Annotated in this window: 15 protein-coding genes, 1 tRNA gene and 2 pseudogenes; 5 read left to right on the top strand and 13 right to left on the bottom strand. The window is 68.9% G+C overall.

The genetic code is table 11. The features are described 5' to 3' along the window. Positions 1–179: 179 nt before the first annotated feature. From rplL to A4E84_RS24120, 9 genes are all read right to left on the bottom strand, one after another. Positions 180–569, bottom strand: coding sequence for a 50S ribosomal protein L7/L12 (gene rplL / locus A4E84_RS24160; RefSeq protein ID WP_062928577.1), 390 nt, complete (start codon positions 567–569; stop codon positions 180–182). A 114-nt stretch (positions 570–683) separates the two neighbouring features. Beyond that, positions 684–1,214, bottom strand: a complete 531-nt coding sequence (gene rplJ / locus A4E84_RS24155) for a 50S ribosomal protein L10 (protein WP_062928576.1) — start codon at positions 1,212–1,214, stop codon at positions 684–686. Between the two features lie 308 nt (positions 1,215–1,522). Next, positions 1,523–2,350, bottom strand: a complete 828-nt coding sequence (locus A4E84_RS24150; RefSeq protein WP_062928575.1) for an SCO4651 family lipoprotein — start codon at positions 2,348–2,350, stop codon at positions 1,523–1,525. 92 nt (positions 2,351–2,442) lie between these two features. Further along, on the bottom strand, positions 2,443–3,300 hold the full coding sequence (locus A4E84_RS24145; RefSeq protein WP_062928574.1) for an SCO4651 family lipoprotein: 858 nt from the start codon (positions 3,298–3,300) through the stop codon (positions 2,443–2,445). A 126-nt stretch (positions 3,301–3,426) separates the two neighbouring features. Then, a complete protein-coding gene (rplA, locus tag A4E84_RS24140) occupies positions 3,427–4,152 on the bottom strand; it encodes a 50S ribosomal protein L1 (RefSeq protein ID WP_033308987.1) in 726 nt (241 codons plus the stop codon). Positions 4,153–4,229: 77 nt separating this feature from the next. Further along, positions 4,230–4,664 carry a 50S ribosomal protein L11 gene (gene rplK / locus A4E84_RS24135; RefSeq protein ID WP_003992325.1) on the bottom strand — a complete coding sequence of 145 codons (435 nt, stop codon included), beginning with the start codon at positions 4,662–4,664 and terminating at the stop codon, positions 4,230–4,232. Between the two features lie 166 nt (positions 4,665–4,830). Next, positions 4,831–5,658: a transcription termination/antitermination protein NusG gene (gene nusG / locus A4E84_RS24130; RefSeq protein WP_033308988.1), complete on the bottom strand. Its 828-nt coding sequence runs from the start codon at positions 5,656–5,658 to the stop codon at positions 4,831–4,833. An 80-nt stretch (positions 5,659–5,738) separates the two neighbouring features. Continuing rightward, positions 5,739–6,023 carry a preprotein translocase subunit SecE gene (gene secE / locus A4E84_RS24125; RefSeq protein ID WP_030233953.1) on the bottom strand — a complete coding sequence of 95 codons (285 nt, stop codon included), beginning with the start codon at positions 6,021–6,023 and terminating at the stop codon, positions 5,739–5,741. Positions 6,024–6,131: 108 nt separating this feature from the next. Continuing rightward, positions 6,132–6,204 (bottom strand) — tRNA-Trp (locus A4E84_RS24120). Between the two features lie 306 nt (positions 6,205–6,510). Between A4E84_RS24120 and A4E84_RS24115 the strand changes: the two genes are divergently transcribed. The 3 genes and pseudogenes from A4E84_RS24115 to A4E84_RS45815 all read left to right on the top strand — a co-directional run. Continuing rightward, complete coding sequence (locus A4E84_RS24115) at positions 6,511–7,737, top strand: pyridoxal phosphate-dependent aminotransferase (protein ID WP_062928573.1); 1,227 nt, start codon at positions 6,511–6,513, stop codon at positions 7,735–7,737. A gap of 147 nt (positions 7,738–7,884) precedes the next feature. Further along, positions 7,885–8,916: an adenosine deaminase gene (locus tag A4E84_RS24110; protein WP_062928572.1), complete on the top strand. Its 1,032-nt coding sequence runs from the start codon at positions 7,885–7,887 to the stop codon at positions 8,914–8,916. Between the two features lie 17 nt (positions 8,917–8,933). Then, positions 8,934–9,134, top strand: a pseudogene (locus A4E84_RS45815) (hypothetical protein); the annotation flags it as partial. 24 nt (positions 9,135–9,158) lie between these two features. Here A4E84_RS45815 and A4E84_RS24105 read toward each other — a convergent pair. After that, entirely contained in the window at positions 9,159–9,749 is a 591-nt protein-coding gene (locus A4E84_RS24105) for a TetR/AcrR family transcriptional regulator (RefSeq protein ID WP_062928571.1), read from the bottom strand. A 106-nt stretch (positions 9,750–9,855) separates the two neighbouring features. Here A4E84_RS24105 and A4E84_RS24100 point away from each other — a divergent pair, with 106 nt between their 5' ends. Further along, entirely contained in the window at positions 9,856–10,488 is a 633-nt protein-coding gene (locus A4E84_RS24100; protein WP_062928570.1) for an NAD(P)-dependent oxidoreductase, read from the top strand. Positions 10,489–10,584: 96 nt separating this feature from the next. Here the strand turns inward: A4E84_RS24100 and A4E84_RS24095 are convergent, their stop codons facing one another. After that, complete coding sequence (locus A4E84_RS24095; RefSeq protein WP_062928569.1) at positions 10,585–10,983, bottom strand: winged helix-turn-helix transcriptional regulator; 399 nt, start codon at positions 10,981–10,983, stop codon at positions 10,585–10,587. A 77-nt stretch (positions 10,984–11,060) separates the two neighbouring features. Here A4E84_RS24095 and A4E84_RS24090 point away from each other — a divergent pair, with 77 nt between their 5' ends. Continuing rightward, positions 11,061–12,014, top strand: coding sequence for a zinc-binding dehydrogenase (locus A4E84_RS24090; protein ID WP_079129096.1), 954 nt, complete (start codon positions 11,061–11,063; stop codon positions 12,012–12,014). A 12-nt stretch (positions 12,015–12,026) separates the two neighbouring features. Here the strand turns inward: A4E84_RS24090 and A4E84_RS44710 are convergent. Further along, positions 12,027–12,251: pseudogene (locus tag A4E84_RS44710) on the bottom strand (IS5/IS1182 family transposase); the annotation flags it as partial. Then, positions 12,252–13,307, bottom strand: a complete 1,056-nt coding sequence (locus A4E84_RS24085; RefSeq protein ID WP_062928568.1) for a UDP-N-acetylmuramate dehydrogenase — start codon at positions 13,305–13,307, stop codon at positions 12,252–12,254. Between the last annotated feature and the right edge of the window lie 91 nt (positions 13,308–13,398).

Below are 13,398 nucleotides of genomic sequence, written 5' to 3'. Positions count from 1 at the left end.
GAGCCGCCCGGAGACACGACGAAGATCACCATACCCCCCGTCACAAAGGGTTCAAGGCAACCGTGGCCGGCCCCCGGGAACGCCGAAGAGCGACCACCCGGATGGATGATCGCTCTTCCGCGCTTACGCGTTACACGTCCAGTGGGACGTGTCGTGGATCCTGGCGGATCCGAAAGGTCTTACTTGACCTCGACGGAGGCGCCGGCGCCCTTGAGGGACTCGGCGGCCTTCTCGGCGGCGTCCTTGGCGACCTTCTCGAGAACGGGCTTCGGGGCGCCGTCCACGAGGTCCTTGGCCTCCTTCAGACCCAGGGAGGTCAGCTCACGCACGACCTTGATGACCTGGATCTTCTTGTCGCCGGCACCCGTGAGGATGACGTCGAACTCGTCCTGCTCCTCAGCGGCCTCGGCAGCGGCGCCACCAGCGGCACCACCGGCGACGACGACCGGCGCGGCAGCGGCGGCGGTGACGTCGAACTTGTCCTCGAACGCCTTCACGAACTCGGAGAGCTCGATGAGGGTCATCTCCTCGAACTGCGCGAGCAGGTCTTCCTGGCTGAGCTTCGCCATGATGGCGGTCCTTCCACTAATTCGGCAGGTGCCGGATGTACATGTGAGGCGGGCGTACGTTTGGCCCGCGACGGTCGCCGCGTTCAGGCAGCGGCGGCCGGGATGCGAGCCGAGTTACTCGGCACCGCCCTGCTCGTCCTGCTTGGCACGGAGCGCGTCCACGGTGCGGACGAGCTTCGACGGCAGCGCCTGGAAGACAGAGGCAGCCTGGGACTGCTTGCCCTTCATGGCACCGGCCAGCTTGGAGAGCAGAACCTCGCGGGACTCGAGGTCCGCAAGCTTCTTGATCTCATCGGCGGACAACGCCTTGCCGTCAAGGACACCGCCCTTGATGACGAGGTTGGGGTTGTCCTTGGCGAAGTCACGGAGACCCTTCGCCGCCTCGACCGGGTCACCGGTCACGAAGGCGACGGCCGACGAACCCGCAAAGAGGTCGTCCAGCGTCGTGATCCCGGCCTCGTTGGCCGCAATCTTGGTCAGCGTGTTCTTCGCCACACGGTACTGAGCGTTCTCACCGAGTGAACGACGCAGCTGCTGGAGCTGCGCGACGGTGAGACCGGTGTACGCGGTAACGACGGCAGCGTTGGAGTTGCGGAACTTCTCCCGCATCTCCTCGACGGCATCGACCTTGTCAGGCCTCGCCATGAGCCTCGGCCTCCTTCCGGGTGTGTCGGACCGCGCGGACCCGAAGGAGGACTGGGGAAAACGAAACGCCCCGGCGCAAGCGCACGGGGCGTAGCTCGACCGGTTTCACGCACGCACGGGGCGGCGGGCTCCGGGAGCTTCTCCAGTGTCACCTGCGCGGGTCGTCCGCCGTTCAGCGGATCCTTCGGCCACCGCGCCCTCAGATGAGCGCGCGGTAACGACCAGCGGTCTTTGGCTTCTTCAGGAGAGTACGGGAACGGATCGCCGTCAGGCAAATCCGCCCGTACGGCTGATCAGCCCTGGGCGGTTCAGCCCTGGCCCAGCTCCTTGAACATCTCGCCCAGGTCCGCGACTTCGCCGGCCGGCGGGGCCTCGACGGTGACCGGCTCGTTGTAGTCGAGGAAGGTGATGGTCATGTCCATCGGGCCCTTGTCGGCCTGGCCCTTCATGCGGAACTGCTTGGTGTGGTCCTCGCCGTCGACCCACATGTCCATCGTGAGCTTGTCGACGCCGAGCTTCTCGTACTGCTTGATGCTCTTCTCGCGCTGCTCGCGGGTCTCCCCCTTGCTGTCCTTGAGCGAGGCACGCAGGTCGGCGAGGGTGGCCGTGCCCGTGTAGTGGGTGGTCTCGACGCCGTCGACCTTCTCGCTGCCGACCTTCTTCACGTCCTTGGCGCCCGTGAGGAAGGTGGACTCCGCCGCCGGGTTCTGCTCGGCCTGGCTCGTGGACCCCATCTTGTCCAGGTCCTTGGCCGCGTCGGAGCCGGAGAGATCGAACTTCAGCCAGCGCTTGCCGTCCATCTCCTTGGCCATCTCGGCTCCCCCACCGAGATACATGGCCTTGTCGACCAGGCGGATCTCCACGGTTTCACCGGCGGCCTGGTCGGGCGCCTGCATTTTCATGCTCATGGCGATCGTGGGCTTCAGACGCATGGACGCCTCGCCCTCGACGCGGCCCGACTCCGGGACCGTGCCCTTCATGCGGTACTGGAGGGACGTGATGTCCTCCGTGTTCTTCGCCGCCTTGGCCACGGCCGCCGCGGGCGTCATCTCGGGCGACTCCTCCGAGCCGCAGCCGACAGCGCCGGCGGCGAGAAGCAGAGCGCCCAGCCCGGCGGCAGGTATGGATGTCCTCATTGATTCCCCCCAAGGAATACATGCTTGCTTCACAGCAAGGCCGTGAGCCTATCCCAGAGGGCACAAGTGATCTATCCGAATTGACGGGGGCCTCAGGGCGTACCGGTCCGCTTCCGCATCAGGTCCCCGAAGTCTCCGGTGTCGGACTTCGGGGGCCGCTCGGCCCGGACCGCGACGCCGTAGTCGGCGTAGTGCGCGGTCTGGGTCATCAGACCCGTGCTCATCCGTGCCTTCTCGACCTTCTTGACCAGCAGGTTCCGCTGGTCGACCCAGATGTCGACGGTCTCGGTGGTGACTCCGGCTCCGGTGAGCTGCTTCCTCAGTCCGGCGTCGGCGACGTCGGCCGCCGTCACGGTTCCGGACCAGTGCGTGGCGGTCCGGCCGCGGACGGTCTCCTCACCGACCTTCCTGACGTCGCCGGAGGAGAGCAGGAGCTTCACGGACTGGTTGGGGGTGGTGCTGCGCATCTGGTCGCCGAGGTGGGAACCGGAGCCTCCGGTGAGGGCTCCGAGGTCGTTGTACGCGTACCGGATCCAGTGCTTGCCGCCGGTCTGCTCGGCGAACTTCGCGCCCATGCGCGCGTAGTACGCGTCGGGCAGGTAGCGGGCCTCCATCGAGGTGGTGCCGAGCCGGCGCATGGTGTCGGCCATGGTGCCGCCGGTGTACGTGATGGTGAGGGTGCCGGTGATGCCGTCGCTCCAGCCGAGGGTGCCGTCGGCGGTCATGGACATCAGCGAGCCCATCGTGGTCGTGGACTCGACCCGGGCGGACTCGGCGTGCTCGGTGGCGCGCTCGGCGGAGCGCAGGGCCGCCAGGGACCGGTCGCGCGCGGTGCGGTCGTCCCGGCCGGGGTCGTCGGAGGAACCCTGGGACGTGCAGGCCGCCAGCCCCGTCAGCGCGGTCGCCACCGCGAGCACCAGGCCCACGCGGCGCATGGTCGTGCCCTGCATACGTCCCCCGTTCGTATCCGGTTCCCGCACGTTAACCCAGGCCACCGGCGTACGTACCGGAAAAGGGAACGGGCCCCGCACCTGTAAGAGGTGCGGGGCCCGTGACCGGTTGGGCGAGCCTCAGGCTCAGACCGCAGCCGGGTCCTCCTCGACGAGGAGGTTGCGGGTGCGGTTCGGGTCGACCGGAATGCCGGGGCCCATCGTGGTGCTGATGGCGGCCTTCTTGATGTAACGACCCTTGGCGGCGGACGGCTTCAGACGGAGGATCTCCTCCAGCGCGGCGCCGTAGTTCTCCACCAGCTTGGTGTCGTCGAAGGACGACTTGCCGATGATGAAGTGCAGGTTCGAGTGCTTGTCGACGCGGAACTCGATCTTGCCGCCCTTGATCTCGGTGACGGCCTTGGCCACGTCGGGGGTGACGGTGCCGGTCTTCGGGTTCGGCATCAGACCACGCGGACCGAGCACGCGGCCGAGGCGGCCGACCTTGCCCATGAGGTCCGGGGTGGCGACGACGGCGTCGAAGTCCAGACGGCCCTTCGACACCTCGTCGATCAGTTCGTCGGAGCCGACGATGTCGGCGCCCGCGGCCTCCGCGGCCGCAGCACGGTCACCGGTCGCGAAGACCAGGACCCGGGCGGTCTTGCCGGTGCCGTGCGGAAGGTTCACGGTGCCACGGACCATCTGGTCGGCCTTGCGCGGGTCGACACCCAGGCGGAAGGCGACCTCGACGGTGCCGTCGAACTTGGTCGTGGAGGTGTCCTTGGCGAGACGGACGGCCTCGAGCGGGGCGTAGAGCTTCTCCCGGTCGACCTTGGCGTCCGCAGCGCGAAGGGACTTGCTGCGCTTGCTCACTACTGCTCCTGTGGATTCTTAGGAGTCGTGGTCCGGGCCGAGCAGGCCCTGCCACTTCTGCTGATGGAGGTTGGGGCTCAGCCCTCGACCGTGACGCCCATGGAACGGGCGGTGCCGGCGATGATCTTCTCGGCGGCGTCCAGGTCGTTGGCGTTGAGGTCGGGCATCTTCGTGGTGGCGATCTCACGGACCTGGTCACGCGTGATCTTCGCGACCTTGGTCTTGTGCGGCTCGCCGGAGCCCTTCTCGATGCCCGCGGCCTTCAGGATCATCTTCGCGGCCGGCGGCGTCTTGGTGATGAAGGTGAAGGAACGGTCCTCGTAGACCGTGATCTCCACCGGGATCACCCAGCCACGCTGCGACTCGGTCGCGGCGTTGTAGGCCTTGCAGAACTCCATGATGTTCACGCCGTGCTGACCCAGCGCGGGGCCGACCGGCGGGGCCGGGTTGGCGGCACCGGCCTGGATCTGGAGCTTGATGAGCCCCGTGACCTTCTTCTTCTTGGGAGGCATAGCTCTCCGGGTCCTTTCGATTCGGGTCCTGCCCGCATACGGGGACCACCCGGATGCAGGCATACCGCACAACGATAACGGGTATAGATGCGCGGCCAAAAACCGCGCAGGTCAGGCAAGCGCCGGAGCGATCGCCTGACCTGCGCGGAAGCGGTGAGTCCGGAAGTTAGTTCTTCTGGATCTGGTCGAAGGAGAGCTCGACCGGCGTCTCGCGGCCGAAGATCTCGACGAGACCCTTGACCTTCTTCGAGTCCGGGTTGATCTCGTTGATGGTCGCCTGCAGCGTGGCGAACGGACCGTCGGTGACGGTGACCGAGTCGCCGACCTCGAAGTCCAGCACCTGGACCTCAACCTTGCGCTGCGGAGCCGGCTTGCCCTCGGCCTCGGCGGCCTCGCGGGCGGCCTTCTCCTCGGCCTCGGGGGCGAGCATCTTGACGATCTCGTCCAGGGTCAGCGGGTACGGGTCGTAGGCGTTGCCCACGAAGCCGGTGACGCCGGGGGTGTTGCGGACGACGCCCCAGGACTCGTTCGTCAGGTCCATGCGGACGAGGACGTAGCCCGGGAGCTTGTTCTGCTTGATCGTCTTGCGGTCGCCGTTCTTGATCTGGACGACCTCTTCCTGCGGCACCTCGGCCTGGAAGATGTAGTCCTCGACGTTCAGCGAGACGGCGCGCTGCTCCAGGTTGGTCTTCACGCGGTTCTCGTAGCCGGCGTAGGTGTGGATGACGTACCACTCGCCGGGCAGGACACGCAGTTCCTCGCGGAGCTTCTCGATCGGGTCGCGGTCGTCCTCGGGCTCTTCTTCGACGAGTTCTTCCGCGGCCTCTTCGCCGTCCTCGGTCTCCGCCTCGGCGGCGTCGTCCGCGACGGCGTCGGCAGCCTCGACCTCGGCGGAGGCCTCGGTGTCCTCGTTGTCCGCGCCCTCGACGATGTCGAGCTCGTCCTCGACGGACTCGACCGGCTCGATGGCGTCGTTCACGTTCGGGTCAGACACGGTGGCTGCTTCTTCCTGGATACATGGGGGTGGAACATGCGAAAGGAGCGCCGGGTACCTCGGCGCTCTTCGCGGACTGCTCAGCCGAACACGTACTTGGCGGCGTTGCTGAGCCCATAGTCAATCACGGTGACCAGGCCGATCATGATGACGACGAAGATGATCACCACGGTCGTGTAGGTCGTCAGCTGGTTGCGGCTCGGCCAGACGACCTTGCGCAGTTCCGCGACGATCTGACGGTAGAAGAGGGCAAGGCGCTTCAGCGGGCCTTTCTTGCCGCGCTTACCACCCTTGCGGGTCTTCTTCGACTCCGGCGCCTCGTCCTGGGCATCAGGCATGTCGATGGAGCCCACGGCGTCCGTCACTCGTCCTCACCTGATTCCGGGTCGTGGCCGTGCCGCGCCCGGTCTGAGCCGCACGGCGGTGCATTGCTGTACGTACATGCGCACACATCCTGGCGAAGGTGTGTGTAGCAGGGCCGGAGGGACTTGAACCCCCAACCGCTGGTTTTGGAGACCAGTGCTCTACCAATTGAGCTACGACCCTTTGTGTGTCCCCCAACGTACCGCATCCGTCCGGATGCTTGGTGTGCACCGAACGGGCGCGGCCTGCTGAAGGCCAACGAGGTGAGAGTGTACGTGCTCCGCGGCCGGTCGTCGAACAGAAAAGGCCCGCGGCAGAACTCGTTGGCTGAAGATCACCTCCGGGGCGAGGGGCGGACTGACGAGAATCCGCTGACGATCGCGCAGGCCGTGCGGGCGATCCGCACTGTTGTTCAGGGATTTGCCCGAGGTTGTTCAGTCTGTGAAACCCCCGTGCCGCGCGCGTTTCCGGTCTGAAACGATGGGGCCCATGAGCCCTGCAACCCCTCCCACCGAGCGCCGGGTCTCCGCCCGAGTCGGCGCGATCTCCGAGTCCGCCACCCTCGCCGTGGACGCCAAGGCCAAGGCCCTCAAGGCCGCCGGGCGGCCGGTGATCGGCTTCGGCGCCGGTGAGCCCGACTTCCCGACCCCCGACTACATCGTCGAGGCCGCGATCGAGGCCTGCAAGAACCCGAAGTACCACCGCTACACGCCGGCCGGTGGTCTGCCCGAGCTGAAGGCCGCGATCGCCGCGAAGACGCTGCGGGACTCCGGCTATGAGCCCGACGTCTCGGAGATCCTGGTCACCAACGGTGGCAAGCAGGCCATCTACGAGGCCTTCGCCGCGATCCTCGACCCGGGCGACGAGGTCATCGTGCCCGCGCCGTACTGGACGACGTACCCGGAGTCGATCCGGCTGGCCGGGGGTGTCCCGGTGGAGGTCGTCGCCGACGAGACGACCGGCTACCGGGTGAGCGTCGAGCAGCTGGAGGCGGCCCGTACGAAGAAGACGAAGGTCGTTCTCTTCGTCTCGCCGTCGAACCCGACCGGCGCGGTCTACAGCGAGCAGGAGACCGAGGCGATCGGCCGCTGGGCGGTCGAGCACGGCCTGTGGGTGCTGACCGACGAGATCTACGAGCACCTCGTGTACGGCGACGCCTCCGCCGTGTCGCTGCCGGCGGTGCTGCCCGAGCTGCGCGACAAGTGCATCGTGGTCAACGGTGTCGCGAAGACGTACGCGATGACCGGCTGGCGCGTCGGGTGGGTCATCGGCCCGAAGGACGTCGTCAAGGCCGCGACGAACCTGCAGTCGCACGCCACGTCGAACGTGTCCAACGTCGCCCAGGCCGCCGCGCTGGCCGCCGTCTCCGGTGACCTGGACGCCGTGACGGCGATGCGTGAGGCCTTCGACCGGCGCCGCAAGACCATCGTGCGGATGCTGAACGAGATCGACGGCGTGGTGTGCCCGGAGCCGGAAGGGGCGTTCTACGCGTACCCGTCCGTGAAGGGGCTGATCGGCAAGGAGATCCGGGGCAAGCGGCCCAAGGACTCGGTCGAGCTGGCCGCGCTGATCCTGGAGGAGTCCGAGGTCGCGGTGGTGCCGGGTGAGGCGTTCGGTACGCCCGGGTACCTGCGGCTGTCGTACGCGCTGGGTGACGAGGACCTGGTCGAGGGTGTGAGCCGGATCCAGAAGCTGCTGGCGGAAGCACGGGACTGACGTCCGCTGCGCCGGTTTCCGCTGCCTGGGGGCACCTACCGAGTTCGGTGGGTGCCCCCTTTGCTTGCGCCAGTTTGTTTGTGCGAGCAAGACCACGAAAGGGGAAACAGCTACCGGGACGGCTGGGACGTACGGCAGGATCTTTGGATGGAGCGTGTACGTGATGTCTCTGAGCTGCCGAAAGCCCATCTGCACCTGCACTTCACCGGGTCGATGCGGCCCTCGACCGTGCTGGAACTGGCCGACAAGTACGGGGTGCGGCTGCCTGACGCGCTGAGTGAGGCGCTGACCAGCGGGGAACCGCCGAGCCTGCGGGCGACGGATGAACGGGGCTGGTTCCGCTTCCAGCGGCTGTACGACGCGGCACGCTCGTGCCTGCGGGAGCCGGAGGACATCCAGCGGCTGGTGCGGGAGGCCGCGGAGGAGGACGTGCGGGACGGGTCGGGGTGGCTGGAGATCCAGGTCGACCCGACGTCGTACGCGCCGCGGATGGGCGGGCTGATTCCGGCGCTGGAGATCATCCTGGACGCGGTGGAGACCACGTCGCGGGAGACCGGGCTCGGGATGCGGGTGCTGGTCGCGGCGAACCGGATGAAGCACCCGCTGGACGCGCGGACGCTGGCGCGGCTGGCGGTGCGGTACGCGGAGCGGGGCGTGGTCGGGTTCGGGCTGTCGAACGACGAGCGTCGGGGGATGGCGCGGGACTTCGACCGGGCGTTCGGGATCGCGCGCGAGGCCGGGTTGCTGTCGGCGCCGCACGGCGGTGAGCTGGCGGGTCCGTCGTCGGTGCGGGACTGTCTGGACGACCTCGGGGCGAACCGGGTGGGACACGGGGTGCGGGCCGCGGAGGACCCGCGGCTGATGAAACGGCTGGCGGACCGGCAGGTGACGTGCGAGGTGTGCCCGGCGTCGAACGTGGCTCTGGGGGTGTACGAGAAGCCGGAGGACGTGCCGCTGCGGACGCTGTTCGAGGCGGGCGTGCCGTTGGCGCTGGGCGCGGACGACCCCTTGCTGTTCGGGTCGCGTCTTGCCGCGCAGTACGAGATCGCGCGGCGGCACCACGGGTTCACGGATGCGGAGCTGGCGGAGGTGGCCCGGCAGTCGGTCCGGGGTTCGGCGGCGCCGGAGGACGTGAAGACGAAGCTGCTGGCGGGCGTGGACGACTGGTTGACGTCCTAGGCGACGCGGGTCGTTTTTTGAGGGGCGGGTATGCCGGCGCCACGTCCCCCGCCGCCCCGGCGCCCGTCTCCGACCCCATCGCGCGGGACGCGCGGGAGTTCGGGGCCTACGCCCGGACCGGCGGGTGGGCCTTCGGGCTGAAGGTGGCGCCCGGTGTGCGGCCCGGCGGGCAGGAGGTGCCTGCGGCGGCCTCTGCCGCTGCGGCGGGCTTCGGACCCGCCCCGGCACGGGCATGACGCGGGTCAGCTCGCGATACCCGCCAGCAGCGTGCGGGCCAGACCCGCGGCGAACGACTCCACCGGCGGCCGGCCCCCCTGTGCCGCGTCGTACGCGAACGCCCGCTGCGCGCACGCCCCCATCAGCAACGACGCCGCGGCGAACGTGTCCACGTCGGCCCTCACCCGCCCGGCGGCCCGCTCGGCCCGCAGATAGTCGTCCAGGCACGCGATCGGCACATGCGGGCCCGTACCCAGCTCCCGCATCATCTCGTCATGCCGCCGCTTCAGCTGCGTCTCGGCGTACAGCGAAGCGGCGATCGGAAAACTCTGCTCATAGAACAGGGCCGCCTGGTGGGCGATCTCCCTGAGGTTCGCTTCCAGCGTGCCCTGCCCGGGCTCCGCGGCCAGCCCCCGCAGCAGCGGGCCGAGTTGGGGCAGCCGCTCCGAGAGGACGCGGATGAACAGGTCCTCCTTGCTCGTGAAGTGCTTGTAGAGCGCGGCCTCGGAGCAACCGGCGGCCCGGGCGATCTCCTTCGTGGTGGCGCGGGCGAGCCCGACGGTGAGCATCAGCTGATGCGCAGCGTCCAGGACGCGCTCCCGGGCCGGTGGCTGCATGGCGGATCCTTAACGGCTTGACGGGTGGGTGAGTGCTTACTCACCCTAGGGAGAAGAGTAGGGGTGAGTGAACACCCACCCACCTATCCGGCAGGGGACGTACCTCATGAAGCTGACTGTGTTCGGTGCCACCGGCGGCGTCGGGCAGGAAATCGTGCGGCAGGCGCTGACGGCGGGCCACCAGGTCACGGCGGTCGTCCGGGACCCGGCCCGGCTGACCGTGACCGGCGCCGGCCTGGACGTGTTCCGGGCGGACCTGGCCGACGCCGAGGCGTTACGCCCTGCCGTGACCGGGCGGGACGCCGTGCTGTCGGGGCTCGGGGCCCGCAGCCGCAAGCACGCCGGAGACGCGACCCGGCTGACACGGGCGGTGCTGGGCGCCATGGAGGCGGAGGGCGTGCGGCGGCTGCTGGCGATCAGCGCCGCCCCGATCGGGCCCGTGCCCGAGGGCGACGCGGCGCTCGACCGTGTCGCGCGCGGCATCGTCTCCCGGATCTACAAGGACGTCTACGCCGACCTGCGCGCGATGGAGGCGGGGATCGCCCGCAGTGCCACCGACTGGACCGTGGTACGGCCCCCGAAACTGCTCAACCGGCCGGTCAGCGGGATGTACCGGGTGGCCGTCGGGGGAACACCGCCCAGGGCCCGCTCCCTGGGGCGCGCCGACGTCGCGCACGCGATGCTGGCGATGGTCGGCGACGCGACCACCGTGAAGCAGGGCGTGGGTCTCGCCTACTAGGACCTGTCCGGCCGATCATGCAGTTCTCGTGACGCAGGTGGGCTCTTCGCTACCCGCCGTTGCGGACTTGTGAAGTGCGAGCTGGTCCGGGCCCGTTCAGTCGGCGTCGGGGCTCTGCTCCGCCGCGGTGTCGTAGGCGGCGCGGGCCTCTGCGATGGCGGACCGATGCCGCTCGGCCCAGCCCACCAGCCCGGTCAGCGAAGCGTGGAGCTCCCGGGCCATAGGCGTGAGGCTGTACTCGACCTTGGGCGGCACGGTCGGATACACCGTGCGAACGAGCAGTCCATCCCGCTCCAGCCTGCGCAGGTTGAGGGTGAGCATTCGTCGGCTGATGCCATTGATAGCGCGTTCCAACTCGGTGAAACGGACCGGGCCGTGGGCGGCGGCGATCAGGATCCCGATGCTCCATTTGCCCGCCACCCGGTCGAGCACCTCGGTGACCGGGCAGGCTTCGTCCCTCAGCGCTTCGGTAACACGGGTGTGACTGCGTGACATGAAAGTGCCTCCTTCCGACGACCAGCATCGTTACCGATGATTACTCCTGTTACACGTCGTAGACCAAGGGGGAAGACATGTCTGTTCGTGCTCTTGTCGTCGATCCGTCCGCATCCGCAGCCGTCTGCCTCGCCGAGGTGCCCGACCCCGTGCCCGGGCCGGGCCAGGTCCTGGTGGACGTCTCCCATGCCTCGTTGAACTACGGCGACCTCAACGACGCCCGCTCCGGGCGGGTCCCTGTTGGTGCGGTGCTCGGTTCGGACGCCGCCGGAGTGGTCATTCAGGCCGCAGCCGACGGAACCGGACCGGCGGTGGGTACCCAGGTGGTGGCCCTGACCACGGGGGCGTTCGCCGAGTGCGTCGCGATCGACGTGGGTGCGCTCGCCGAGGTGCCGAAGGGACTCGACCTGGCGAAGGCGGTGGCTCTGCCAGTCGCCGGAGTGGCGGCACTGCGCTCATTGCGGGCCGCCGGGCTCGGACCGGACAAGAGGGTGTTGGTCACCGGTGCTTCCGGCGGCGTCGGCCGGTTCGCCGTCCAACTGGCGGCGCGGGCCGGTGCCCACGTGATCGCGTCCGTGGGCTCGGCTGCCCGCGGGGAAGGGCTGGCCGAGGTCGGCGCGGCCGAGGTGCTGATCGGACTGGAGGGACTCCAGCGACCGGTCGACGCGGTCATCGACAGCGTCGGCGGCCCCCAACTGGTCGCGGCATGGAACATGCTCGCTCCGAGGGGCAGCGTGCAGAGCGTCGGCTGGACATCCAGGGAGCCGGCGGTCTTTCAGCCGTATGCGACCGTCGGTCCGGCCAAGTCGCTGACCTCCTTCGTGATCGAGGGCGATGTCGGCGCGGACCTGGCCGTTCTCACCGAGCTGGCCGCTGAGGGGTCCCTCACCGTCGAGATCGGCTGGCAAGGATACTGGGACCGCTTCGAGGAGGCGGCCGAGGCGCTTCGCGGACGTCGGATCTCCGGAAAAGCGGTCCTGGAGGTGGCGTCTGGTCAGATGCAGGCCCCGGTACCCTCTCCGCAGGACTAGGTCTGGCCGGAATCACGTTCGGAGCCATATGGCCAGGGCTGCTGTGGTGGCAGTGCCAAGGAAGATGTAGCCGCGTTTGTCATAGCGAGTGGCCACGGCCCGACATTGCTTCAGCCTGTTGATCGCCCGCTCGACGGTGTTGCGCTTCTTGTACCGCTCGTCGTCGAAGCCGGGCGGCCGTCCACCCCGCGCCCCCTTACGCAGGCGGGCGGCCTTGCTGTCGGTCTTCTCCGGGATCTAGAGGCTGACGCCGACCGTGACCGGCTCGTTGACCAGGGTGACTCCGAAGGCCTCGCGGACTCCGGCCACGACCTCGCGGGCCAGGGCCAGGAGGTCTTCCGTCGTCGCGCTCCCCCGGTTCGTGAGTGCCAACGTGTGCTTCGTGGAGATGCGGGCCGGTCCGTCGCCGTAGCCCTTCGTGAAGCCCGCCTTGTCGATCAGCCAGGCCGCGGAGGTTTTGGTGTGGCCCTCACCCGCCGGGTACGCGGGGGGCTCCACCCCGTCGCCGAGCCGCTCACGCACGCGGGCGCGGAACGCCGCGAAGTCCGTGTCCGTGAGGATCGGGTTGGTGAAGAAGGAGCCGGCCGACCAGGTGTCATGGTCCTCGGGGTCCAGGACCATGCCCTTGCCGGCGCGCAGCTTGAGCACCGTCTCGCGGGCCCGCGTCAGGGGGACGCGGTCGCCGGGCTCCACTCCGAGGGCCCGGGCCGTCTCGGCGTACCGGAGGGGGGCGGAGAGGCCCTCGGCGTCCTGAAGGGAGAAGCGGACGCGCAGGACCACGTACCGCTCGGGGTCGGACTTGAAGCGGCTGTGGCGGTAGGAGAAGGCGCAGTCCTCGTTGGCCAGGGTGACCGTCTCACCGGTGCGGCGGTCGTACGCGACGACCTCGGTGATCGTCGAGGAGACCTCCTGGCCGTACGCCCCGACGTTCTGGATGGGGGTCGCGCCCGCCGAGCCGGGGATGCCTGCCAGGCACTCGATGCCGGCCAGACCCGCCTCGACCGTACGGGCGACCGCGTCGGTCCAGATCTCACCGGCCGCGAGCTCCAAGCTCGTGCCGTCGAGGGAGAAGCCCTTCGTGGCGATGACGAGGGCGGTGCCCTCGAAGCCCTTGTCGCCGATGACCAGGTTCGAGCCGCCGCCGACGAGCAGCAGCGGGGTGCCCGCCTCGTCGGCTTCGCGGACGGCGGCGATCACCTCGTCGTCCGTCGTCGCGGTGACCAGCCGGGTCGCGGGGCCGCCCAGCCGGAAGGTCGTCAGCGGGGCGAGGGGGGCGTCGTGGAGTTCCTGCACGGGCTCAAGAGTACGAGACGGCACTGAGAGCGCCGGGCACGTGTGGGTGCGGCCCCCTTTCGCGGGGAAAGGGGGCCGCACGCGCGCGTGG

The sequence above is a fragment of the Streptomyces qaidamensis genome (assembly GCF_001611795.1).
GTDB classification, from domain to species: domain Bacteria; phylum Actinomycetota; class Actinomycetes; order Streptomycetales; family Streptomycetaceae; genus Streptomyces; species Streptomyces qaidamensis.
This window is presented reverse-complemented; position numbering and strand designations above follow the sequence as displayed.

Excerpts from the sequence above, each read along its gene's own strand:
- rplJ (WP_062928576.1), bottom strand. The coding sequence starts at position 1,214 with ATGGCGAGGCCTGACAAGGTCGATGCCGTCGAGGAGATGCGGGAGAAG.
- A4E84_RS24105 (WP_062928571.1), bottom strand. The coding sequence starts at position 9,749 with ATGCAGCCACCGGCCCGGGAGCGCGTCCTGGACGCTGCGCATCAGCTG.
- rplL (WP_062928577.1), bottom strand. The coding sequence starts at position 569 with ATGGCGAAGCTCAGCCAGGAAGACCTGCTCGCGCAGTTCGAGGAGATG.
- A4E84_RS24115 (WP_062928573.1), top strand. The coding sequence starts at position 6,511 with ATGAGCCCTGCAACCCCTCCCACCGAGCGCCGGGTCTCCGCCCGAGTC.
- A4E84_RS24100 (WP_062928570.1), top strand. The coding sequence starts at position 9,856 with ATGAAGCTGACTGTGTTCGGTGCCACCGGCGGCGTCGGGCAGGAAATC.
- rplK (WP_003992325.1), bottom strand. The coding sequence starts at position 4,664 with ATGCCTCCCAAGAAGAAGAAGGTCACGGGGCTCATCAAGCTCCAGATC.
- A4E84_RS24110 (WP_062928572.1), top strand. The coding sequence starts at position 7,885 with ATGGAGCGTGTACGTGATGTCTCTGAGCTGCCGAAAGCCCATCTGCAC.
- A4E84_RS24095 (WP_062928569.1), bottom strand. The coding sequence starts at position 10,983 with ATGTCACGCAGTCACACCCGTGTTACCGAAGCGCTGAGGGACGAAGCC.
- A4E84_RS24090 (WP_079129096.1), top strand. The coding sequence starts at position 11,061 with ATGTCTGTTCGTGCTCTTGTCGTCGATCCGTCCGCATCCGCAGCCGTC.
- A4E84_RS24150 (WP_062928575.1), bottom strand. The coding sequence starts at position 2,350 with ATGAGGACATCCATACCTGCCGCCGGGCTGGGCGCTCTGCTTCTCGCC.
- A4E84_RS24145 (WP_062928574.1), bottom strand. The coding sequence starts at position 3,300 with ATGCAGGGCACGACCATGCGCCGCGTGGGCCTGGTGCTCGCGGTGGCG.